Annotated in this window: 21 protein-coding genes; 12 read left to right on the top strand and 9 right to left on the bottom strand. The window is 50.0% G+C overall.

The window, feature by feature from the left end; translation table 11 throughout:
• Window positions 1-57 precede the first annotated feature (57 nt).
• Window positions 58-3,162, bottom strand: coding sequence for an efflux RND transporter permease subunit (locus QL234_RS27980; RefSeq protein ID WP_281561054.1), 3,105 nt, complete (start codon window positions 3,160-3,162; stop codon window positions 58-60).
• A complete protein-coding gene (locus QL234_RS27975; RefSeq protein WP_281561053.1) occupies window positions 3,159-4,325 on the bottom strand; it encodes an efflux RND transporter periplasmic adaptor subunit in 1,167 nt (388 codons plus the stop codon). Before QL234_RS27975 ends, QL234_RS27980 begins: the two co-directional genes overlap by 4 nt.
• A gap of 133 nt (window positions 4,326-4,458) precedes the next feature.
• Between QL234_RS27975 and QL234_RS27970 the strand changes: the two genes are divergently transcribed.
• The 5 genes from QL234_RS27970 to QL234_RS27950 all read left to right on the top strand — a co-directional run bounded on the left by QL234_RS27970 (window position 4,459) and on the right by QL234_RS27950 (window position 9,837).
• The gene (locus QL234_RS27970; protein WP_281561052.1) at window positions 4,459-5,070 is read left to right on the top strand and encodes a TetR/AcrR family transcriptional regulator; all 612 of its coding nucleotides are present in this window, start codon (window positions 4,459-4,461) and stop codon (window positions 5,068-5,070) included.
• A 336-nt stretch (window positions 5,071-5,406) separates the two neighbouring features.
• Window positions 5,407-7,050 carry a glucose-6-phosphate isomerase gene (pgi, locus tag QL234_RS27965; protein WP_281561051.1) on the top strand — a complete coding sequence of 548 codons (1,644 nt, stop codon included), beginning with the start codon at window positions 5,407-5,409 and terminating at the stop codon, window positions 7,048-7,050.
• Window positions 7,051-7,303: 253 nt separating this feature from the next.
• Window positions 7,304-8,212: a BadF/BadG/BcrA/BcrD ATPase family protein gene (locus QL234_RS27960; protein WP_281561050.1), complete on the top strand. Its 909-nt coding sequence runs from the start codon at window positions 7,304-7,306 to the stop codon at window positions 8,210-8,212.
• A 49-nt stretch (window positions 8,213-8,261) separates the two neighbouring features.
• Window positions 8,262-9,404: an N-acetylglucosamine-6-phosphate deacetylase gene (gene nagA / locus QL234_RS27955; RefSeq protein ID WP_281561049.1), complete on the top strand. Its 1,143-nt coding sequence runs from the start codon at window positions 8,262-8,264 to the stop codon at window positions 9,402-9,404.
• 175 nt (window positions 9,405-9,579) lie between these two features.
• Window positions 9,580-9,837, top strand: coding sequence for a TIGR02922 family protein (locus tag QL234_RS27950; RefSeq protein WP_281561048.1), 258 nt, complete (start codon window positions 9,580-9,582; stop codon window positions 9,835-9,837).
• Window positions 9,838-9,947: 110 nt separating this feature from the next.
• On the opposite strand, the gene QL234_RS27945 is transcribed toward QL234_RS27950, so the two are convergent.
• Window positions 9,948-10,544, bottom strand: coding sequence for an ABC transporter substrate-binding protein (locus QL234_RS27945; RefSeq protein ID WP_281561047.1), 597 nt, complete (start codon window positions 10,542-10,544; stop codon window positions 9,948-9,950).
• Between the two features lie 126 nt (window positions 10,545-10,670).
• Window positions 10,671-11,255: a TetR/AcrR family transcriptional regulator gene (locus QL234_RS27940; protein WP_281561046.1), complete on the bottom strand. Its 585-nt coding sequence runs from the start codon at window positions 11,253-11,255 to the stop codon at window positions 10,671-10,673.
• A gap of 266 nt (window positions 11,256-11,521) precedes the next feature.
• On the opposite strand from QL234_RS27940, the gene folD reads away from it, so the two are divergent.
• Window positions 11,522-12,382, top strand: a complete 861-nt coding sequence (folD, locus tag QL234_RS27935; protein WP_281561045.1) for a bifunctional methylenetetrahydrofolate dehydrogenase/methenyltetrahydrofolate cyclohydrolase FolD — start codon at window positions 11,522-11,524, stop codon at window positions 12,380-12,382.
• A 94-nt stretch (window positions 12,383-12,476) separates the two neighbouring features.
• Here folD and ccmE read toward each other — a convergent pair whose 3' ends face one another.
• From ccmE to ccmA, 5 genes are read right to left on the bottom strand one after another with little or no spacing between them, the layout of a single operon-like run.
• Window positions 12,477-12,989: a cytochrome c maturation protein CcmE gene (ccmE, locus tag QL234_RS27930; RefSeq protein WP_281561044.1), complete on the bottom strand. Its 513-nt coding sequence runs from the start codon at window positions 12,987-12,989 to the stop codon at window positions 12,477-12,479.
• A complete protein-coding gene (ccmD, locus tag QL234_RS27925; RefSeq protein WP_281561043.1) occupies window positions 12,986-13,234 on the bottom strand; it encodes a heme exporter protein CcmD in 249 nt (82 codons plus the stop codon). Before ccmD ends, ccmE begins: the two co-directional genes overlap by 4 nt.
• Complete coding sequence (locus QL234_RS27920) at window positions 13,234-13,980, bottom strand: heme ABC transporter permease (protein ID WP_044836189.1); 747 nt, start codon at window positions 13,978-13,980, stop codon at window positions 13,234-13,236. The genes ccmD and QL234_RS27920 overlap by 1 nt, the downstream gene beginning before the upstream one ends.
• Window position 13,981: 1 nt before the next feature.
• Entirely contained in the window at window positions 13,982-14,674 is a 693-nt protein-coding gene (gene ccmB / locus QL234_RS27915) for a heme exporter protein CcmB (protein WP_044836188.1), read from the bottom strand.
• A 22-nt stretch (window positions 14,675-14,696) separates the two neighbouring features.
• The gene (gene ccmA / locus QL234_RS27910) at window positions 14,697-15,332 is read right to left on the bottom strand and encodes a cytochrome c biogenesis heme-transporting ATPase CcmA (protein WP_281561042.1); all 636 of its coding nucleotides are present in this window, start codon (window positions 15,330-15,332) and stop codon (window positions 14,697-14,699) included.
• A 395-nt stretch (window positions 15,333-15,727) separates the two neighbouring features.
• Between ccmA and QL234_RS27905 the strand changes: the two genes are divergently transcribed.
• From QL234_RS27905 to hemH, 6 genes are all read left to right on the top strand, one after another.
• The gene (locus tag QL234_RS27905; RefSeq protein WP_281561041.1) at window positions 15,728-17,767 is read left to right on the top strand and encodes a heme lyase CcmF/NrfE family subunit; all 2,040 of its coding nucleotides are present in this window, start codon (window positions 15,728-15,730) and stop codon (window positions 17,765-17,767) included.
• 3 nt (window positions 17,768-17,770) lie between these two features.
• Window positions 17,771-18,316, top strand: coding sequence for a DsbE family thiol:disulfide interchange protein (locus tag QL234_RS27900; protein ID WP_281561040.1), 546 nt, complete (start codon window positions 17,771-17,773; stop codon window positions 18,314-18,316).
• Between the two features lie 5 nt (window positions 18,317-18,321).
• Window positions 18,322-18,804, top strand: coding sequence for a cytochrome c-type biogenesis protein (locus QL234_RS27895; protein ID WP_281561039.1), 483 nt, complete (start codon window positions 18,322-18,324; stop codon window positions 18,802-18,804).
• 5 nt (window positions 18,805-18,809) lie between these two features.
• A complete protein-coding gene (gene ccmI / locus QL234_RS27890; protein WP_281561038.1) occupies window positions 18,810-20,063 on the top strand; it encodes a c-type cytochrome biogenesis protein CcmI in 1,254 nt (417 codons plus the stop codon).
• 83 nt (window positions 20,064-20,146) lie between these two features.
• The gene (locus QL234_RS27885) at window positions 20,147-20,734 is read left to right on the top strand and encodes a glutathione peroxidase (RefSeq protein ID WP_281561037.1); all 588 of its coding nucleotides are present in this window, start codon (window positions 20,147-20,149) and stop codon (window positions 20,732-20,734) included.
• A 90-nt stretch (window positions 20,735-20,824) separates the two neighbouring features.
• A complete protein-coding gene (gene hemH, locus QL234_RS27880) occupies window positions 20,825-21,844 on the top strand; it encodes a ferrochelatase (RefSeq protein ID WP_281561036.1) in 1,020 nt (339 codons plus the stop codon).
• The last annotated feature ends 73 nt before the right edge of the window (window positions 21,845-21,917 follow it).

Raw genomic sequence — 21,917 nt, 5'->3', positions numbered from 1 at the left:
GTTTACGGAGAAAATATTATGGGCAGGCTAAGCCGTTTGGCTAGCCTGCCCTTTTTCTTAACTATTGCCGGTCAATGCCTCGTTTGAAATTTGCTCCGAGGTTTCGAATGCCCTCTTCTGGCTAAACAGGGAAAACAAGGCCGGGACAAATAAAAACGATAACAAGGTGGTTAATACCGTACCGCCGGCCACCGCCACCGCAAACGGGGGCCAGAAACCGCCGCCTGCCAATATCAGGGGTAAGAAGCCGCCGACCGTAGTAATGGTGGTGGAGCTGATATGCCGGGTGCAGCTTAATACCGCCCGTACGATTGCCCCGGTGTCGCCGCGCACGGCATCCGGGTCCGACTTTAATTCGGCGATGATCACTATGGCGGCATTGATGGCCAGTCCCATCAGGCCGAGCAGGCCGATGATCACGGTAAAACCAAAGGGGTAGTCAAAAACATAAATGCTCAACAGCCCCAGGCCCACCGACTGGAAGGCGGACAGGAAAATGATGCCGCTGAGGCGGAAAGAGTTAAAAGATAATACCACCACAGTGATCAGTAAGGTGAAGATCACTCCGACGCTGGCCAGTAATTTTCCTACCGCTTCGTCACGCTCCGCCGACTCGCCTCCTACTTCGATATAGTATCCGGCGGGTACCTGATATTGCTGCTGCGCCATTTTCTCCTGTATCCGGGCCAGGACCACGGAAGGCAGGACGCCGGCGCGGATATAACCCTCAATCACGTTAACCCTTACGCCGTCCCTGTGGGGAATAGCGCCCCGGCTGGGTTTAAGTTTCAACTCTGCCAGTGCCGTCAGCGGGATCGCCTGCTCGCTGTTACTGCTGAGCAGCTGGATATTGGCGAGATCCGTGATATCCCGGCGTTCGCCATTGTCTATCCTGACCCTGACCGGGATAGATTCGGTTGCCTCGATCACCGAGCCGTTGATATTACCGGCTAAGGTGGTATTGAGCTGACCGGCAATATTGGTCAAAGATAAACCCGCCAGGGCGACTGCTTCTTCATCCGCCTGGACCCAGACCTTAGGGGTACCCGGCTGCAGGGTTGAGCGGCTATGGATCACGTCCTTGGTGGTGCTCATCAGCTGGCGGATATCATCCCCTATGGTTTTTAGGGTATCCAGGTTGGGGCCAAATATCCTCAGCTCCACCGGGGCATTAAACGGCGGTCCCTGCTCCAGTTTGCGCACCAGGATCTGTGCCTGGGGAAACAATTTGTCTAATTCTGTTTGAATTTGCGGGATCAGGGCGTTGGCATAGTTAAAATCGCTGGCGGTGATCATGCCCTGGGCGTAATTTTGCAGGCCGTCTTTGGTGGGCAGCATATTGTAGTAGAAGGAGGGGGCATTTTTACCGATAAACCAGCGGACTTTTTCTATGCCTTGCTGTCGGTACAGATACTGGCTGACCTCCTGGCTGACGGCTTGGGTGTGTTTGATACTGCTTTGTGCCGGTAAAAACAGCTCTATCTGGAACATGTCCCGATCAGAGGGCGGGAAGAATTGTTCGCTTAACTGTTTGGCAAGCACAAAACCCAGCAGCGGCAGGCAAAAAACCGTGATGATGGTGGTTTTCCTGTGCTCTATCGCCCAGGTCAGGCTTGTTTGAAAGGCATGGCTCAGCCGCGGCAAGGCAATACCTGCCCGGTACCAACTTTGGCTGTTGCTTTGGCCTTTGCTGATAAAACGTCCCGCCAGTCCGGCCACTATGGTATGGGAGATCAGGTAAGAGCCGATCAGGGAAAAAATCACGCTTAAGGCAATACCGCCGACAAACTCGCCTGCCGGACCCGGCATCAGGACGATGGGCATAAAGGCGAGAATGGTGGTCACGCTGGAGCCGAGCAGCGGCAACCATAAATGTTTGATGGCGTAACCGACAGAGTCCAGGCGGCGCATGCCCTGCTGGCGTTTTTGCTGTATGGTGTCCGTCATGACAATGGCATTGTCTACCATGATGCCTAAAGCCACCACCAAACCTGTGACCGACATCTGGTGTATCGGCAGGCCGTAAAAATTCATCACTGCCAGGGTAAATAACACGGTTAACGGCAGGGAAACGGCGACGATCAAGGCAGAGCGCCAGCCCAGGGTGACCAGTAATACCAGGGAAATCAGGATAAAACCGACGCTGATATTGGTGACGAGGTCGCCGAGTCTTTTCTCTGTATAGGTATTTTGATCAAACAGTACTTCCAGTTCAATGCTCTGGGGCAACTCCTTGGCAAAGTTTGCTACCTGCTGGTTGACTCTTTGTGTCCACTTATCTATGCGTAGATCCGGCAACATCCTGGTTGCCACCACTACGGAAGCCTGGTCGTTGACCAGGGCGATTTCGCTGGCAGGCCAGGCCAGGCTTTTTTTCACTGAGGCGATATCCCCTAAACGTAATACCGAGCCGTTGTCATTGTCCCTGAGGGGAATATTGCGGATCCTTTCTACCGTGTCCAGGGCGCCGGTTAATTCCACCTGCATCTGGTTATTCAGGTTAACCAGGGCGCCGGCGGCAACCTTGGCATCGGCGCTGCGAATTTTTTCAGAAATCAGCGCCGCGGACAAACCTAAGCGGCTGCTTTGTGCCTGGTCTATTGCCACCAGGATCTCTTCTTCCCCCTGGCCGAAAATGGAGACCAGATCGGTGCCGCCGACGGTGCGCAGCCGGTTTTGCAGTTCATTGGCATAACGTCCCAGGCTGGCAATATCTATCTCGGTATTTCCCTGCCAGTTCAGGGCAATCAACTGGGTATAGGCATAACCCCGGTCGGTTTCCAGCACAGGCGGCACGATATTGGCGGGTAATTGCGGCGCGAGATCGCTGACCAGATCCCGGACCCTGGACCAGACGGGCTCAGGTTGATTGATTTCATCCTGTAATTTCAGCTGTACCACGGAAATGCCCGGGCGGGAGACGGAAGTGATCAGGTTGATTTCCGAGAGCTTACGCAGCTTCTGTTCGATTTTTTCGCTGATCAATACTTCAATGCGCTCGGCGCTGGCGCCCGGCATATATGTGATCACACTGGCGACCCGGTTTTGTATTCTCGGATCTTCGGTGCGCGGTAAGGTGGACAGGGCGGCCAGGCCGGAAACGATCAGCAGCACTATCACCAGTGACATCAAACGGCCATTTTTAACAAAAGAACGGATCATAGGGTACCGGCCTTTTCTTGCTTGGCTTGCTGGGAATTGGTTTTAAGGGCCAGCGTCCCCTGGTGTTTGTTGATGATCTGTCCCGGGACATATCTGTGTAGACCTTCGGCGATGACCAGGTGTTCGTTTGCCTCCAGGCCGCTGACAAAGGCGTCATTTTCCGTGGTATGCAGTACTGAAACCGTGGCCGCCTTGATTTGGTATTGGCCGCCGCCGATCTGCTGCGCCAGGTAAATGTTCCACTGGCCGCGCACCCCGTCGATGATGGCGCTCAACGGCAGCCAGTAGCCGCTTTTCTGGATCTCTTGCCTGATATTGACCCGCACCAGCTGGCCGTTGAATCCTTTGGTATTTTCCTGAGGCAATAGCCGTAATTGTACGGTACGGTTGGTTTTATCCACTTGTTTGCCGATGGCGATTAAGGTGGCGTCTGATAAGTTTTCATTGATTTCTACGCTGAAGGTATGGCCAAGTTCGAGCCTGGCCGCCAGTTTGGCAGGCACGCCGACGGAGATCTCATTGTTGTTTTTGGCTATCAGGCGAAAGGCACCTTGGCCGGCGTTAAGTACCTGCCCCTGAGATAAAAAGCGCTCGCCGATAGTGGCATCAAAGGGGGCGATCAAGCTGGCCTTTTCTATCTGGTACTCTATGGTTTTTAAGCTGGCGTTTAATCCCTGCAGGCCCGCCTGCAATACCTGGTATTCGGCATTAAGCTCGTCCAGGCTCTGCTCCGAAGTATAACCGTTATTGATTAACGATTTGATACGCTTTAGGTTTGCCTGGTTTAAGGTGATTTGCGCCTTGTTTTGTTTGATTTTTGCCTCGAGCTCGGCGTGTTTGATCGTTAACAGCTCGGTATCCTGGCGAGCCAGGATTTCGCCGCGGCGGACTTCATCGCCGCTGTCAAAAGCTATGCTGTTGATCTTGCCGCTGAACTCAAAACCGAGATCTGTGTGTTGTTTAGTGGTGAGTTCGCCGATATATTCCCGTTGCAGCGGGTAACCCGCTTGTGGTGTTATGGTCAACATCCGGGCGCTGTGGATGGTGGCTCCTGCTTCTGCCTGTTCGGCATCGTTGCAGCCGGATAAGACCAATAACAGCATCAGATTTATTAAGGCAAAAAACAGTCCGTGGCGGTACCTTGAGCTTTTCAGGGAAAACATGGCTAACCTTGTTGTATCATTAAATCAAACTAGACTGTATAGTCTAGTTTTAACTTGCTAGACTGTCTAGTCTATTTTGTTAGACTGGTATCTTTTGGTAGAATAGCCGGCGAAGATGTCGATGGGATTACAGATGCAAAAAAATCGCAGTAAGAATGAAACCAAGCGCAAACAGATATTGGACGCTGCCACCGAGCTGTTTACCGAAAAAGGTTATGCCACTACCAGCATGGATCTTATCGCCAGGCAGGCAGATGTATCAAAGCAAACGGTTTATAGTCATTTTGGCAGTAAAGACGACTTGTTTGCTGCGGCGATTGAGCAAAAATGCGACTCTTACCGTATGCTGGACTTTTCCCTGGAAGACTTCTCGGATGTCAATGTCACCTTGCTGGCGGTGGCGAAACGCTTTTTTTCCATGCTCATTGCCAAGGAAACCCTGGCGGTGCATAAAATATGTGCCTATGAATCCAAGACTTATCCCCAGCTGTCGGAATTGTTTTATCATGCCGGGCCGGAGCGTTTAACCACGGAAGTGGCCAAACTGATGGCGCTGCTGGATGAAAAAAAGGCCTTGTCGATTGCCAACCCTCATCATGCGGCGGTGCAGTTTTTAACTATGCTCAAAGGCGAGGCCTGGTTAAGGATTGAATTTAATACCAGCAAACAACTGACCCCGGAAGAAATTGACGATTATATCTGCTCAAGCGTCGCCATGTTTATCCGGGCCTATGCGCCGCAATAAATTCTGCCTGCCTTTATCCGCGACTTTTTCGTTTTATTTCTGCTCGGGCATTTCACGCTATTGATAACGCCGTGATGGATAACGGCATTTTCAGCCGTTGCAGTAGCCGCCAAACCTCTGCCGGATAAAGGGGCAATAAGGGGTGGAGGGTTTACGAATCTTATCGGATAATTAATACAAGATAAAAATTCAAGAACCCGGAAAACTTGTGATATCATTAAAATCTTGACACTTGTGTCAGGAAATGTCGTTTTGTCATCCCTGCTTATTGACCGTTTGTAGTTGCCGGATAAGCAGCATGATCAAATATCAGCTTAAAGCACTATAGGATTGAATATGTTAGCTCGCCAAACATTAGCCAGCTGGAAAAAATTAAACCAGCTTGCTCAAGATAAAAAGTCTCAGCACATGAACACATTATTTGCTGAAGACAGTAAACGTTTTGATAAATTCTCCATTGAGTTGCCTAGATTGCTGCTGGATTATTCGAAAAACCTGATCGATGACGAAACCATGGCAACCCTGCTGAAACTCGCCGAAGAAACCGAAGTGACGGCTTGGCGTGAAAAAATGTTCAGCGGTGAAAAAATCAATAAAACCGAACACAGGGCGGTATTACATACCGCCTTAAGACGCCACAGCGACGAGCCTTTGGTGGTGGACGGTGAAAACGTAACCGACCATGTCCAGCAGCAGCTGGCGAAAATGGAAGCCTTTGTCAATAAGGTGCGCCAGGGACACTGGCTCGGTTACTCCGGTAAGCGCATTACCGATATCGTCAATATCGGCGTCGGCGGCTCTAATCTTGGCCCGCAAATGGTGACCGAGGCGTTAAAGCATTACAGCGACAACAGCGTCAATGTCCATTACGTCTCTAATGTCGACGGCGCGCAAATCGTGGAAATCCTGCGTCCGCTGGATCCGGAAAAAGTTTTATTTATCGTCTCGTCAAAAACTTTTACCACCACGGAAACTATGACCAATGCCCGCACCGCGATTAACTGGCTGACATCCTCTTCTTTTGATGAAAAATCGGTGGCCAAACATTTTGTTGCCGTAACCGCCAATAAAGAAAATGCCATGAGCTTTGGCATCCAGGCGGACAATATTTTTGATATGTGGGACTGGGTCGGCGGACGTTTTTCCCTGTGGTCGGCGATAGGTTTGCCGATTGCGTTGGATCTCGGTTTTGATCAGTTCCGTGCCTTGCTCGATGGCGCCCATGAAATGGACCAGCACTTTCTTTCTGCACCGATGGCTCAGAATATGCCGGTGATCATGGCTTTGCTCAGCGTCTGGAACACCACTTTCCTGGGAGCGAGATCCCAGGCGATTTTACCTTATGATCAAACCTTACATATGTTATCTGCTTATTTGCAGCAGGCGGAAATGGAAAGTAACGGTAAGTCGGTGACCTGGGACGGCGATGAAGTAGACTATGCCACTGTGCCTTCTATCTGGGGAGAGCTAGGCATTAACGGCCAGCATGCTTTTTACCAGTATCTGCATCAAAGCAATAATGTAGTGCCCGCTGACTTTATCGGTTCTGTGGCCAGTGTTACCCCGGTAAAAGGCCATCATGAAACCCTGATGTCAAACTTCTTTGCCCAGACCCAGGCGCTGATGACCGGCGTTGACGAAGCGCAGGTCAGGGCAGATCTTAAAGCCAAAGGCAGAACCGATGCCTATATCGATACCGTTGCCCCCCATAAGGTGCATAAGGGCAATCGTCCTACCAATACCTTGCTGTTAAAACGTATCGACCCGACCACTTTGGGCAGCTTAATCGCTTTGTACGAGCATAAAATTTTCGTGCAGGGCATCGTCCTGCAGATCTGCTCGTTTGACCAATGGGGTGTGGAATTAGGCAAGGGACTGGCGGCGAAGATCCAGCATGAGCTGGAAAGTGATACCATAGATCCCGGCCACGACTGTTCTACCGAAAACCTGCTGCGCTTTTATAAAAAAGCCAGCCAATAACCTGTAAGGTTTTGTTTAAAAACCGGCGGTAGAAAGCGCGTAACAGCAGATTACGCGCTTTTTTTTGCCTTAAGCCGCATGATATCCGTAAAAATTGTCAGGATTTAGTAAATTTTTCTCGTTTAATTATTTTCAATCAGTACACTACTGCACCCTATATGGTATAAAGAACAAAAATCAAAGCGCTTTTCTTAATCGATTATTATCGATTTTTTCGCTGATTTTCTCATGAATTTTCTACTGTGGAGAGAGGATGTCTGCTATCAAAGATGATCAGCAATTGTATTTAGGCATCGACGGCGGAGGCAGCAAGTGCAAAGCCGTACTGATGTCGGCTAACCTGGATATATTGGGGCAGGGCCTGTCGGGACCGGCGAATCCGCTTCATGGTTTTGAGCAGGCCACGACGTCCATTGTTGATTCTGCCCGGCTGGCGCTGGCGGATGCCGGCATGACGGATTATCCGTTGCAACGGCTGATCACGGGGGCCGGGCTGGCGGGCATGAATTTGCCGGGTTTACTTGAGCAAATGTTGCATTGGCAAAATCCGTTTCAGCAAATGTACCTGACCAATGATCTGCTGATTGCCTGTTTAGGAGCACATAACGGCGCGGATGGCGCCGTCATAGTCACAGGCACCGGCTCATGCGGATTTTCCAGTGTTGACGGTCAGTCCCTGATGCTGGGGGGGCATGGTTTTCCCCAGGGGGATATCGCCAGCGGCTCCTGGTTCGGTTTGCAGCTGGTGACGAAAGTTTTGCAGTCCCTTGACGGTTTAACCCAAAAGAGTTGTTTAAACCAGCAAGTGCTGGATACCTTAGGCTGTAAGGACACTATCGCCCTGGTGGAGCTTGTGGTTGGAAAACCGGCCACTTTTTATGCCCAGCTGGCCAACTTAGTGTTTGATGCGGCGGAGCAGGGGGATGCCATGGCCCTGGCGATAGTGAATGAAGGCGCCGGTTACCTCAACCAGTTAGCGAGAAAGCTGTGGCAGGATAAAGCGCCGAGATTATCCCTGGTGGGGGGACTGGCGGTTCGCCTGGTACCCTGGCTGGCACAAGATGTCCAGAAAATGCTGACCTTGCCGGTGTGGCCGGCGGAAATAGGTGCGGTGCTTTACGCACAACAGCAGGGTGCCCGGCAACAGGCTGCTTCGGCTTAGTTTTTCATCCGCTTGCCTGACAGGTAAAGGTTGTACCAAGGATATTGACATGTATGCCAAGTTAAAAGGTTTCCGCTTACATGCCCGGCGGGTGTTTGACGGTTTTCGCTATCTGGAAAATCGTGTCCTGACCCTGGAGCAGGGAAAAATAATTGCCATTGACAGGGAGACGGCTGCTGCCGATGCTTTTGCCGATGGCCTGCTTGTCCCGGGTTTTGTTGATTTGCAGGTCAACGGCGGCGGTGGTGTGCTTTTTAATAACCAGCCTGATGCGGCGGCACTAAGGACTATGGCCTCGGCCCATGCCCGTTTTGGCACCACTGCGATGTTACCTACCCTGATCACCGATAAATTAGCCATTATGGAGCGGGCAGCCGATGCCGTGGCGCAGGCGCTGAAAGAAAAAGTGCCCGGGATTATCGGCATTCACTTTGAAGGGCCCCATTTATCCGAGGGCAAAAAAGGCGCCCATAGCGAACAGTTTATTCGAAAAATTTCCGAGGGCGAATGGCGGCTATATGCCCGTAAAGATCTCGGGCAGATCATGATCACCCTGGCGCCGGAAACCGTTGCGGCACAAGATATTCGCCGCCTGGTCGCACTGGGAGTTAAGGTTTGCCTCGGCCATAGCAATGCCGATTATCTCAAGGCGCAACAGGCCGTTGATGTCGGCGCCGATGGTTTTACCCATTTATTTAATGCCATGTCCCCCTTACAGGGGCGTGAACCCGGCATGGTCGGCTGCGCATTGATGAACGATAATGCCAGCTGCGGCTTGATTGTTGACGGTTTTCATGTCGATAAGGTGAGTTGCCAACTGGCGTTAAAAACTAAGCCTAAAGGTAAGATTTTCCTGGTCACAGATGCCATGTCACCGGTGGGTACAGAGCAAACGGAATTTGCTTTTTTTGATCGTAAAGTCACCTTAAATCAGGGCAAGTTAACATCCACTACCGGAGAGCTGGCGGGCTCGGTATTAGATATGGCGACAGCGGTGCGTAACAGCCATGATTTGCTTGGGCTTGAGCTGGAAGAAGCCATTGCCATGGCCAGCCGTTATCCCGCTGATTATCTCGGGCAAGTGAGTCTAGGCGTGATTAAGGCGGGGGCGGCAGCCAATCTGGTATTGCTGGATGAGAATTTGACGGTTTCCGGCACTTGGATCCGGGGCCAGCAAGTGTACAGGCGCTAAATTTTTGTAAAAAATTGCTGTTATGAGCCGGGACTTTTATTGGCGCTCTTATTGGCGAGCAAGCGGTATTTCTTTACTTTTCAGCGTTTTTTGGTTATAAAGTAACCAGAAATAAGCCCGCCAGTTAAGGTCTTGTAACCTGGTCCGGTTTTCCTAAACAAGATCAATAGAGTAAATGAAAAGTATGAGTCAAGCGTCACTACGTAAGGTTACTGTGATTTATTATAGCGACCTTTCTTTGGAGTTATTACATAAGGTACATGAGTTTCCGCAAAGTGACTCCGGCAGGGTGATTATTTCCGATTCGTTTCGGGAAGGAAAGTCTATTATTGCTGTCTGTGACGGTGAAGTGGATGTGTTAAATAAAGTCGGTGATCGTATTATTGCCGATCATGAACTGGGCAGTACTGCCAAAGGGGCCTGGCAGAACTAAGTTATCCTGCTCGTTCCGGCGTTTAGCCAGGCTAAACCCCAAGCCACAAAAAAGGTATTCACTTGGTGAATACCTTTTTTGATCTGGTAAAGAGAATACTGAGGCACTAATTATGCCGCAGCAAGTTGTGCCGTGGTTTTATCTATGCCCTGCTCACGGATTTTCTTGGCGATTTCCGCCTGTTTAGTGCTGAGCAGGCTGATGCCTTCAACCACCATATCAAAGGCTTTCCATTGCTGCTTTTTCTTGTTCAGGCGCATTTTAAAGTCAATGTTAATGTCCGGGCGCTCGGCATCGGAAATAACCGCGGTGACCGCGACCACTTTACCGCTGCTTTTCACCGGCGGGTGAAAGGTCACTTTCTGCTGTTTATATTGCTTCAAAGCGCTGGCGTAGGTTCTTACCAGGTAGTGACGCATGGCGGAGACAAACTCTTTACGCTGTTCCTTGCTGGTTTTACGCAAGTGTTTGCCGAGAATTTTATAGGCCGCATACTGATAGTCAATATAGGGCATCAGTTCCTGTTCGACTATGGTTTCGAGCAGCTGGGCATCGGTTTTAATTTGTGCCTGTTCGGCTTTGATTCTGGAAAATAATTTATCTCCGGCCTGACTCACCACCTGATAAGCACTTTCGCTGGCGGCAAAACTGCTAAAGCTGACGAGCACCATTAAGGCTAGGAAAAGTTGTCGGGCTAAAGTTTTCATTCATGTTCCTTGTTTAGTATGAAAATATACTCAATGTAGTTTGGGCCAAATGACGTTAGCAGTTCACAGCGGCTAATCATTCATCTATCTTAAACGGAATCGCTCCGTTTCTATGCTTACAGCAGATTACACGCGTAATCCCCTGAGGTAGCTTTGTAATTCATTCAACAGGTTAGAGAATAATTGACAGCACCTTGAGCTCTTGGCCAGGCTGGCGGCCCCCTGAATGCTGGCAATGATAAAATAAGCGACCTGTTCTAATTCCAGATCCGGCTTCAATTGTGTTTTGATCCTGGCCAGCGCGGCAACAATCAACTGATTCAATTGCTGGTACATGGCAAAAACCCTTAACCGGAAACCTTCATCTATCGCCGCCATTTCCTGAGACAGATTGTTCATCGGGCAGCCGCAGGATAAACCGTCACTGTCGGCACTTTCCGCCATCTCAGCGAGCAAATGACACATACCGGCTATGGGATCGTCATGTTGCAGTGCCTGTTGCCAGCTTTCGATAAACATAGGGGTAAACACCTCTTCCAATACCGCATAACCTAATGCCTGTTTATTGGCAAAATGATGGTATAGGGCACCTTTAGAAATTTCACTGCGCGCCAATATCACAGATAAGCTGGCGCCGGTGTAGCCATGCTGATGGATTTCTTCAGCGCTGATCTCAAGAATTTTCTGCCGGGTTGTTTCTGGGTTTCGCATAGTTACCTCTAATCATTATGGAAGTATTCTACAGACCGCGCGGTCGGTTTGTAAAATTTTATTTGGATCTTTCTTAGTATTTTTTAATATATATTTCGTAACTTTTTGTTTTAACGTTTTTAATTCGTATGATCCGTTGTTTTCGGTTTTGGCGGCAATAGTCAGGTTTTGGAGCAAAATAAAAGCGCTGCTAAAGTGCTATGATATTGCCCGGTGCCGGTAAGCTGGTTTATTGGCATCTTTGATGCGGTTAACAGGAAAGGAAAATGATAATAGACGGTAAACAGGCGGCGGCAGATTTAAGGAAGCAGCTGTCGATGCAAGTGGAGCAATTGCAACAGGAAAAAAATATCGTACCCGGGCTGACGGTGATTTTAGTGGGGGAAGATCCCGCCAGCGAAGTCTATGTGCGCAATAAGGTCAGGCAAACCCGTGAGCTGGGCATGAATTCCCAGGAAATCCGTCTGCCGGTGGATACCGGGGAGGAAGTGCTATTGGCGCGGTTGGCACAATTAAATCAGGATAAGGAGGTACACGGCATCCTGGTGCAGTTGCCCTTGCCGGCTCATATCAACGAAGCCAAGGTGTTGGCGGCCATCAATCCGGAGAAGGATGTTGACGGTTTCCATGCCCTCAATTCCGGCCGTTTACTTAATGGCAGCGGCGATGCCCTGGTGCCATGTACGCCCCAAGGCTGTGTTATCCTGGCCAAACGTCATTTAGGCGAAGATCTGAGCGGTAAGCATGCGGTGGTGATCGGGCGCTCTAATATTGTTGGCAAGCCGGTGGCAATATTATTGCTGCAGGAAAATTGTACCGTCACCATAGCCCATTCCCGCACCGAAAACCTGGCTGAGATCTGCCGCCAGGCAGATATTTTAGTGGCGGCTGTCGGCAGGGCAAACTTTGTCAAAGGCGACTGGATCAAGCCGGGGGCAACCGTGATCGATGTCGGCATTAACCGGATTGAAGATGCTGAAGGTAAAACCCGCCTGGTCGGGGATGTGGATTATCAGGCGGCTGTTGAAGTGGCGGCAGCAATAACACCTGTACCGGGCGGTGTCGGTCCCATGACCATAGCCTGTTTATTAAAGAATACCCTGGAGGCGGCGCGGCGTTATGGTTAATGCTGCAGTTGATTATTTGTTAAAGGCAATAAAAAAGGCAGGGGATGAATCACCCTGCCTCTAGGTTATTTCATTTCGGCTTAAAGGATAGCCATTAACCTTTGTTGTAGGCCGACTTGCCATGCATGGCTTTGTCTGCACTTCCTTCTTTCATGGCGTCTGCCAGCTCAGGCGGCATATAGTTTTCATCATGTTTGGCCAGTACTTCGCTGGCATCTATGATCGACTCCGAGGTTAAAATGCCGTTGGCGACTATGCCCTGGCCTTCACGGAACAGATCCGGCAAGATGCCGTCGTAATGTACCGTCACCATAGGATCGTCTTCATTAAACACCATAGGCATTCTCATGTCTGCCAGTTTAAAGGAGACTTTCAGGCTGTCTTCGTTGCGTTTGACACTGCCGGGTACCACAAGGCCGCCGATGCGTAAACGCTGGCCAATGACCGGTCTCAGCTCGGTATCTTCTTTACCCTGGAGAATTTCCTTAGGGGTATAAAATAAGTCGATATTCTGGCTCAGGGCGTATAAAACCAGGCCGGCTACCACAGCAAGGCCAAGGAGGATAGAGCTGACTATGGTTAAGCGTTTTTTACGTCTTGGGTTCATGATGATGCCTCTGTAGAAACCTTATCTGTGGAAATCTTGTTTTCCTGCTTATGTTGCTCGGCCGCCTGGCGCAGTTTTGCCTCGCGCTGCTGGCGTTTGGCAATTTGCTGCTTGACCGAATTATGCTGTGTCTTGCTGATCAGAACAAGCAATAACAGCAGTACGAAGCCGACGCCGTAGGAGAGCCAGACATAGAAGCCATAACCGCCCATGTGCAAAAAGTCACTGAAGCTGTCAAATTGCATTATTTATCCTCCTTTGCCAGCACCAGGGCCTTGACCCAGGGACGGACACTGTTGCGCGCCAGGATCTCGGTACGAAAACGTACGCTGGCGATGGCGGCGACTAAAAAGCTGAAACCGAAAAAGCAAATTAAAAACGGCCAGTACATCTCGGCGGCCATGGCCGGTTTGCCGAATTTACTGACTGTGGCGCCCTGATGCAAGGTGTTCCACCATTCCACCGAGTAGTGAATGATGGGCAAATTGATGGCGCCCACCAGGGCCAGGATGCCGGCGGCCTTACCTGCCAGGTTTTTATCTTCAAAGGCGTTGTGCAGGGCAATCACCCCCAGGTATAAAAATAATAAGATCAACTCTGAAGTGATCCTGGCATCCCAGACCCACCAGGTGCCCCACATAGGTTTACCCCAGGCGGCCCCGGTGAACAGGGCGATGGCGGTAAACACGGCGCCTACCGGGGCTAATGCTGCGGCAGAAGCGTCCGCCAGCTTAAGCTGCCACACCAGGCTCGACAGGGCGGCTATCGCCATGCCCAGATAAATCCCCATGGACAGTATAGAGGCGGGGACATGCAGATAAAAAATCCGGAAACTTTCCCCTTGCTGGTAGTCCGGCGGCGCAAACAAGAGTGCCCAGGTCAGGCCTACGGTTAAAAAGATCAGGGCCAGGTAATTAAACCAGGGGAGTAATTTCCCGGTAAAGTGATAAGACTTCTCCGGGTTTGCATAAGGGTGTAACCATTTCCACATATCAGTTAGTACTCACTTTCAAAGCTGCGCCGGCAGCAAATGGGGCTAAGGTCAATGAACCAAAAAACAGAGCTGCAATTATAGCAAGCTGGCCACTATAAGGTAAGTTCATTGCTGCGGTATCTATTGCGCTGGTGGCAAAAATTAATACCGGAATATATAAAGGTAATACTAATAAACTTAGTAAAATACCACCTTTTTTAATGCCCACGGTTAAGGCAACCCCGATGGCGCCTAACAAACTTAACACAGGTGTGCCCAGCAGCAGGGTCAGCATCAGGGCCAGGTAAGAGTTTTCGTCCAGGTGTAATAACACCGCCAGTACCGGCGCAATTAAGATCAAAGGCAAGCCGGTTACCAGCCAGTGGGCGAAAATTTTTGCCAGCACCAGGATAAATACCGGGTGCGGGCTTAATAACATCTGTTCCAGCGAGCCGTCTTCATGATCCGATTTAAATAACCTGTCCAGCGATAGCAGGGTGGACAATAAGGCGGCAACCCAGATAATACCGGGAGCAATGCGGGACAAGGTATTGGCCTCGGGTCCTATCCCGAGGGGAAACAGGGTGACGACAATAATAAAAAACAGCAGCGGATTGAAGATATCGTCCTGGTGACGAAAAGCTATGGTTAAATCCCGTTTGAGGATCAACATAAAAGCGCTGCGGTAAGAAAGAGGTTGCTGATGATTCATGGCTGGCCGTTTAATAATACTCTTAATAAAACCGGTAATTCAAAGTAACTTTTTTTACTTTGTCGAAGGAAAGATCCTGGTGGGTGGTTAAGATCACACAACCTCCCTGTGCGACGTGCGCTAAGAAAAGCTGCTCCAGTTTCTGCACGCCGTTTTTATCTATGGCGGTAAAAGGTTCATCTAAGATCCAAATTTTGGCTTTAGACTGCCACAGCCTGGCCAGGGCGATACGTCTGTGCTGTCCGGCGCTCAGGTGGGAGGCCAGGGCATCTTCAAAGCCCAATAAATTCACTTCACTTAAGGTGGTTTCCGCCTGTTCGCCGTCCAGGCCATGCAGGGAGAGATTAAAGGCGAGGTTTTCCTGGGCGGACATTTCCCCCTTGACCCCGGGCAGGTGTCCCAAATACAGCAGATCCTGGTGAAACTGCTCTTTACAAAAGCGGATCCCTTGTCCCTGGTAGCAAATTTCGCCGTCATAGGGGCTGGAAAGACCGGCCAGGATACGCAACAAGCTGGTTTTACCGGCGCCGTTAGGGCCTTCCACCTGAACAATTTCACCGGGGAATACCGCTAAGTTTAAGTGTTCAAAAAGAATTCTGTCTTCCCGGATACAGCTGAGCTGGCGGGCTTCAATTAATGGGGATAGTATTTCTGACAATGGCATTCACTTCTGGCTGTTGACCGTATCATCAGCCATATCATAACTGATCTTTAACACTGATGATTTGATATAGATCTTAGAATCCGTTTGGCGAATATCATACTATAACCCCTGCCAAATGCCAGCCTGTTTGAAAATGAAGGAAATTCATCTTAGATCGGCTGATTGCAATTATCTTTGCTGCTAAATCAGACAAGATAATGCTAGAATTGGCAAACTTTCTATCGGTAAAAAAATTTGCTGTTGTTAAGGTGATCACTCACTTACTTTCTAAGCTTAAGATTGAGTTAAGAAAAAACCTTAATAATATATTTTTACCGCAGTAACTGTTTAACAAGGTCTTTACTTTGGCTGCTCTTGCAAAGCGGACAAATTAAGGAGCGGAGAGAGAAATGATACCTGAACTGGGACACTTTGCACTGATTGTTGCTATGGCCTTTGCCATTTGTTTAAGCACCATTCCAATGATCGGCGTATTTAGTCAACAACAGAAATTAGTCGCTTATGCCAGGCCCCTGGCCTTCGGCATGTTCGCCTTTACCGCCGTCAGTCTTTTTATTCTCGGATATAGTTTTGTCGTCGACGACTTTTCCGTGAAATACATTGCCGGTCATTCCAACAGCCAACTGCCTTATTATTTTAAGATCAGTGCTGTCTGGGGTGGACATGAAGGTTCCCTGTTGCTCTGGGTCTTTTCGCTTACCGCCTGGACCATGGCGGTAGCCAAGTTCAGTAAAGGCATAGATGAAGCCTTTATCGCCCGGGTCTTGTCCGTGATGGGCATGGTTTCGGTTGGTTTTATCGCCTTTACCTTGCTTACTTCCAATCCGTTCGACCGTTTATGGCCAAATGTGCCGCTTGAAGGGCGTGACCTGAATCCTTTATTGCAGGATGTCGGCCTGATCGTTCACCCGCCTATGTTATATATGGGTTATGTCGGTTTCTCGGTTGCTTTTGCTTTTGCCATCGCCGCGTTAATGTCCGGCAAGATGGATGCTGCTTGGGCCCGCTGGTCCCGTCCCTGGACGGTAGGCGCCTGGGTGTTCTTAACCTTAGGTATCGCCCTGGGGAGCTGGTGGGCTTATTATGAACTTGGCTGGGGCGGCTGGTGGTTCTGGGATCCGGTAGAAAACGCCTCCTTTATGCCCTGGTTAGTGGGCACGGCTTTGATCCATTCCCTGGCGGTCACGGAAAAACGCGGCACCTTCAGGAACTGGACGGTATTACTGGCGATTTTTGCCTTTAGCCTGAGTTTATTGGGGACCTTTTTGGTACGTTCCGGGGCCATTACTTCGGTGCATTCCTTTGCCGCCGATCCCGAACGTGGCCTGTTTATTTTGCTCTTGCTGGCCATTACCGTGATAGGGTCTCTGACCTTATATGCCTTGAGGGCCAGCAATGTTGCCAGCTTCAGCCGGTTTGCCTTGTATTCCCGGGAAACGGCCCTGCTGATCTGTAATATTATTTTAGTGGTTGCCGCCGTGACCGTGATGCTGGGCACCCTGTACCCGTTATTTGTCGATGCCATGGGCATGGGCAAAATCTCCGTGGGACCACCGTACTTTAATGCCGTCTTTGTGCCTATTATGAGCCTGCTGTTTATTGTGATGGGCATAGGGCCTATGATCCGCTGGAAAAAAGCCAAGCAAGGTGAATTACGTAAACAGCTGAGCCTGGTTTCCATTGGCAGCGTGATCTTCGGTATCGCTTTCCCTTTCCTTTATGGCGGCGAATTTGACTTCCTGGTCGCCGGCGGTATGACCCTGGCGTGCTGGGTGGCGTCCGTGGTGATTAAAGAACTCATCAAACAGGTGCGCTTGCCCCAGGGGGGCTGGGCCTGGTCGCGCTTGAGCCTGAGCCATTTAGGTATGGCGGTGGCCCATACCGGTATTGCTGTGACAATTGTCGGTGTGACTTTAGTGTCCAGCTATGAAAAAGAAATGAACGTCAGAATGGCGGTTAACGACAGCGTGTCTGTTTCCGGTTATGAAATCAAATTCGGTGGCGTAAAACCGGTGCAGGGACCTAACTACAGTGCCGAGCAGGGACAATTAAGTGTTTATAAAGACGGGGACTTTATTGCCCTGCTAAAACCCGAGCGCCGCACTTATCTGGTACAGACCATGGGCATGACGGAAGCGGGTATCGACCCCGGATTGTTCCGTGATGTCTATGTTGCCTTGGGAGATCCGCTCGATAACGGTGCCTGGGCAATTCGGGTACACTTTAAACCGTTCGTGCGCTGGATCTGGTTGGGTGCCATCTTTATGGGGCTTGGCGGTGTTTTTGCCATGCTGGATAAACGTTATCGCCGCCGCAAAAGTGCGAAAGAATTACAGCGCCAAGGCGGCACTGAGGTAGCACCCGAACTGGTGGCAGGAGCTGCGGCACCTGCTTATGTCAGAGTTGAAACAGCAGGGCAGGGAAAATAAGCCATGAATAAATTAATCCGTTTATTGCCGTTAATCGTCTGTCTTGCCCTGGGCGGGGTGTTATACCAGGGGCTGTTTTTAAATCCCCAGGAATTGCCTTCTGCCCTGGTGGGTAAAAAGCTGCCGGACTTTGAATTATCGACCTTAAAAAATGCCGGTGAAACCGTTAATGCCGGCGATCTTAAAGGTAAGGTTAAATTACTGAATGTCTGGGCGACCTGGTGTCCGTCTTGCCGTTACGAACACCCTTATCTGCTGGAAATTGCCAAAAGCGATCGGGTGGCGGTTTTTGGCCTGAATTATAAGGATGAACGTGGTCCGGCGAACCAGTGGTTGCAGCAACTCGGCGACCCTTATGTATTTTCGATTTTTGATCAGCAGGGGACCTTAGGTTTAGATCTCGGGGTTTATGGTGCGCCGGAAACCTTTGTCATCGACGGTGAAGGGGTGATCCGCAAACGTTTTGCCGGGGTGATCGATGCCAGGGTATGGCAAAGTGAATTTCTTCCCCTGATCGAACAAATCGAAGCGGAACAGCAAGGGAGCTAGTGCAGATGTTGACTTTATTTAAAAACAGCAAGGTTTTATTTTCTGTCTTTATGCTTTTAGGTGCGTTTTTACTGGGCAGCGCACAGGCGAGCCCGGTCGATACCTATGAATTTCGCGATGAGGTTACTGAGAAAAGATATCAGGAGCTCACCAAAGAGTTGCGCTGTCCCAAATGCCAGAACCAGAATCTGATAGATTCCAATTCACCGATAGCCGCCGACCTGCGTCGTCAGGTTTACAACCTTTTACATGAAGGCAAGTCGGATATGGAGATCATGAACTACATGGTCGACCGTTACGGCGAGTTTGTGCTCTACCGCCCCAAAGTCAACAACACCACATATATTTTGTGGTTTGGCCCGGCGATTTTATTGTTGCTGGGAGTCGGGGTGATTATTTATATTCTTCGCCGCAAACCTCAGGTGAAAGAAAAACAAGCCTTGTCTGCCGAACAGCAAGATAAACTGAAACAAATTTTAAAAGATTAGATATTATGGAAGTTATTATTACCATAGTCGTATTGTTATTATTGTTGCTGGCCGTGATCTGGGGTCATTATTTGCGCAGTAATATCAACGCACCGAGTACAGCAAAAAGTGTCCGTGATGAAACCAATGTTCGCCTCTATCATGAGCATAAAGCGGAAATCGAAAAAGACTATGCCGAAGGTGGTATAGACCAGGAAAACTATCAATACCTGTTGGAAGAACTGGATAAGAGTTTACTGCAGGATATCGAAGAAAATGCCGGTGAGCCTGTGCTTACCGCCGAGAAGCCGTTGTCGGTTGTCTGGCCCATGGTGCTGACGGTGTTCGTATTGGGCTTTAGTTTTGCCTTATACCTGAAAAATGGTGCGTATGAGCAGCTGTCGCAGCCGGCCATGTCTGCCAAAAGCCAGGGGCATGAGGGCTTAAACAGCGAACAGCAGATGATGGTGCGCCTGAAGCAGCTGAAACAGCTGACCGAGCAGGAGCCGCAAAACTCCCAGGCCTGGTATAACTTAGGCCAGGCGTCCATCGGCCTGGGCGACTTTAGCGGTGCCTTAGCGGCTTTTGACCAGGTGATGGCGATTGAAGGAGAACATGCGGATATCCTGGGAGCCAAAGCCCAGGCGATGTTCTATCAGAATAACCAGCAAATCAATGAACCGATCCAGGCCTTGATCGATAAAGCCCTGGCTTTGGATCCCAATGATCCTTCCACTAACATTCTGTTGGGACTTAATCATTTTATCGGCGAGAACTATGGCGATGCCATTGGTTACTGGCAAAAAGTGGTGAACCTGGGAGGCAACAATGTCAATGTCCAGGCGTTGCAGGGAGCAATTGATGAAGCCAAAAGCCGTATGGCGGCAGCCGGAGAAACCGTACCTGAAGCTGCTGTATCAGGTTCGCAGCTGGTATTGAACGTTAACCTGACGGATGATATCCGCCAGCAGCTGAGCCAGGGAGAAGATAAAACCGTTTTTGTTTATGCCATCCCGGCAAACGGTCCGAGAATGCCGCTGGCGGCGGTGAAGATCCGCGCCAGTGACTTGCCGACCACGGTAGTACTGAACGATTCCCAGGCGATGAATCCGCAAATGACCTTAAGCAGCGTCGAATCGGTCAACCTTTATGCCGTAGTGTCCAACCTGGGCGGGGTCGGCATTAAACCCGGCGATTATACCGGGGAGCTTAAAGACATCAGCGTTGCCAGCAGTGATGCCATCGACCTGACCATAAATACCCTTGTGCCCGAGTCGTAAGCAAAGGCATAATAGCCGGTAAGGATGATACTGCTGATTGCTTACCGGCAGCGTTTACGGGATTTTACTCAGGATTAGGGTTAATGTTTAAATTGTTTCTTTCCACTTTGCTGGCAGCAAGTCTGTTGCTAAGCACAGCGCTTTCGGCGCGGCCGCAAGAGTCACCGCTGCCGCCATCGGGCATTTCTCATACCAGCGATTGCGCACCGTTTCTGCAATATACCATACGCAGGCTTCACTCCCAGGTGCAGCTGGATTTATGTGAACTGACCGCAGGCAAGCCTGTGCTGATCGTCAATACCGCCAGTCATTGCGGCTTTACCCCGCAATTTAAGGGGCTTGAAGCCATACATAAAAAATATCAGTCACAAGGGCTGGTGGTGCTGGGCTTTCCTTCCGACGATTTTTTCCAGGAAGAGGATGAGGAAAAAGATACCGCTAAAGTATGTTTCGTTAACTATGGCGTGACCTTTCCTATGTTACAAACCATCAATGTCCGCGGCAGTGATGCCCATCCCATTTTTAAACATTTGGCGGATAAGACAACTTCACCTAAATGGAATTTCTATAAATATCTGATCAGCAGTAACGGCAAGCGTATTAAGCATTTCAACAGCCGGGTGACCCCGGACGATGCCGAGTTTATCCAGGCAATTGAAGCCGCGCTTTAGTTTTCTTCAAAGCCGGGTGTTCAGGGGAGCCGGATATCTTTAGTTTTCCGCCGCAACGAATAACAGATAACAATATTAACAGAGAGTAAAATGTCACGATTTACCGGAGAAATCAGCTACAGCCAGCAAAAACCGCGTACCGGCGTCTTGTTAACGAACCTGGGATCGCCGGATGAGCCCAATGCCGGGGCATTAAGGCGTTATCTGGCAGAATTCCTGTCTGATCCCAGGGTTGTGGAAATTCCCCGCCTGGTGTGGCTGATTATCTTACACGGTATTATCTTAAGGGTGCGTCCGGCAAAGTCCGCCAAGTTATACAAGAGTATCTGGACCGAGCAGGGAGCCCCCCTGGTGGTGATCACCAAAAAACAAAAAGACAAAGTGGCGGCACGCCTGGCTGAGCAATACGGCGACGATGTGCTGGTAGATTTTGCCATGCGTTATGGCAAACCCTCTATTGCATCGGCTCTGCAAAAGTTCCAGCAGGCCGGTGTGGATAATATTGTCGTGCTGCCGCTGTATCCGCAATATGCCGGACCGACAACCGGTTCAACTTTTGATGCCGTCACCAAAGAGGTAAAACGCTGGCGCTGGGTACCGAGTTTACATTTTCTCAGCAGCTATCATGATAATCCTGAGTATATCGATGCCCTGGCGAACACGGTACGCGAGCATATCGCCGCCCACGGTAAGCCGGATAAACTGGTGCTTTCCTACCACGGTATGCCGAAAGCTTTCCAGCAATGGGGCGATCCCTATTATGATTTTTGCGCTAAAACCACGCAATTGTTGGTGGAAAACCTGAACCTGGCACAGGAAGATTATATCATGACCTTCCAGTCGCGCTTTGGTAAAGCCGAATGGCTGCAGCCTTATACCGATGCTACCCTGGAGTCGCTACCGGCAGCAGGCAGTAAACATATCGCCATCATGAGCCCGGCTTTTAGTGCCGATTGCCTGGAAACCCTGGAAGAGCTGGAAAGTGAAAACCGCGAGATCTTCATGGAAGCCGGTGGAGATAAGTACCATTACATCAAAGCGTTAAACGATAGGGATGACCATGTCGCCATGTTGAGCGAGCTGGTGAGCCCTTTTATTATTAAGCGCTAGTCTCAAAACCAAGTGCCGGGCCGGACCTTGATTTAGCATAAGTCCTCGTCAATATTTTATGGCATTCTCCGGC

Origin of the sequence: Thalassomonas sp. RHCl1 (genome assembly GCF_947387555.1) — a bacterium.
Classification (GTDB): domain Bacteria; phylum Pseudomonadota; class Gammaproteobacteria; order Enterobacterales; family Alteromonadaceae; genus Thalassomonas.
The sequence above is the reverse complement of the archived record's forward strand: the minus strand, read 5'-3'. Positions and strand labels throughout refer to the sequence as shown.

What these genes read in the sequence shown, in the direction of transcription:
- QL234_RS27980 (WP_281561054.1), bottom strand. Translation starts at nt 3,162, where the DNA reads ATGATCCGTTCTTTTGTTAAAAATGGCCGTTTGATGTCACTGGTGATA.
- QL234_RS27975 (WP_281561053.1), bottom strand. Translation starts at nt 4,325, where the DNA reads ATGTTTTCCCTGAAAAGCTCAAGGTACCGCCACGGACTGTTTTTTGCC.
- QL234_RS27970 (WP_281561052.1), top strand. Translation starts at nt 4,459, where the DNA reads ATGCAAAAAAATCGCAGTAAGAATGAAACCAAGCGCAAACAGATATTG.
- pgi (WP_281561051.1), top strand. Translation starts at nt 5,407, where the DNA reads ATGTTAGCTCGCCAAACATTAGCCAGCTGGAAAAAATTAAACCAGCTT.
- QL234_RS27960 (WP_281561050.1), top strand. Translation starts at nt 7,304, where the DNA reads ATGTCTGCTATCAAAGATGATCAGCAATTGTATTTAGGCATCGACGGC.
- nagA (WP_281561049.1), top strand. Translation starts at nt 8,262, where the DNA reads ATGTATGCCAAGTTAAAAGGTTTCCGCTTACATGCCCGGCGGGTGTTT.
- QL234_RS27950 (WP_281561048.1), top strand. Translation starts at nt 9,580, where the DNA reads ATGAAAAGTATGAGTCAAGCGTCACTACGTAAGGTTACTGTGATTTAT.
- QL234_RS27945 (WP_281561047.1), bottom strand. Translation starts at nt 10,544, where the DNA reads ATGAAAACTTTAGCCCGACAACTTTTCCTAGCCTTAATGGTGCTCGTC.
- QL234_RS27940 (WP_281561046.1), bottom strand. Translation starts at nt 11,255, where the DNA reads ATGCGAAACCCAGAAACAACCCGGCAGAAAATTCTTGAGATCAGCGCT.
- folD (WP_281561045.1), top strand. Translation starts at nt 11,522, where the DNA reads ATGATAATAGACGGTAAACAGGCGGCGGCAGATTTAAGGAAGCAGCTG.
- ccmE (WP_281561044.1), bottom strand. Translation starts at nt 12,989, where the DNA reads ATGAACCCAAGACGTAAAAAACGCTTAACCATAGTCAGCTCTATCCTC.
- ccmD (WP_281561043.1), bottom strand. Translation starts at nt 13,234, where the DNA reads ATGCAATTTGACAGCTTCAGTGACTTTTTGCACATGGGCGGTTATGGC.
- QL234_RS27920 (WP_044836189.1), bottom strand. Translation starts at nt 13,980, where the DNA reads ATGTGGAAATGGTTACACCCTTATGCAAACCCGGAGAAGTCTTATCAC.
- ccmB (WP_044836188.1), bottom strand. Translation starts at nt 14,674, where the DNA reads ATGAATCATCAGCAACCTCTTTCTTACCGCAGCGCTTTTATGTTGATC.
- QL234_RS27905 (WP_281561041.1), top strand. Translation starts at nt 15,728, where the DNA reads ATGATACCTGAACTGGGACACTTTGCACTGATTGTTGCTATGGCCTTT.
- QL234_RS27900 (WP_281561040.1), top strand. Translation starts at nt 17,771, where the DNA reads ATGAATAAATTAATCCGTTTATTGCCGTTAATCGTCTGTCTTGCCCTG.
- QL234_RS27895 (WP_281561039.1), top strand. Translation starts at nt 18,322, where the DNA reads ATGTTGACTTTATTTAAAAACAGCAAGGTTTTATTTTCTGTCTTTATG.
- ccmI (WP_281561038.1), top strand. Translation starts at nt 18,810, where the DNA reads ATGGAAGTTATTATTACCATAGTCGTATTGTTATTATTGTTGCTGGCC.
- QL234_RS27885 (WP_281561037.1), top strand. Translation starts at nt 20,147, where the DNA reads ATGTTTAAATTGTTTCTTTCCACTTTGCTGGCAGCAAGTCTGTTGCTA.
- hemH (WP_281561036.1), top strand. Translation starts at nt 20,825, where the DNA reads ATGTCACGATTTACCGGAGAAATCAGCTACAGCCAGCAAAAACCGCGT.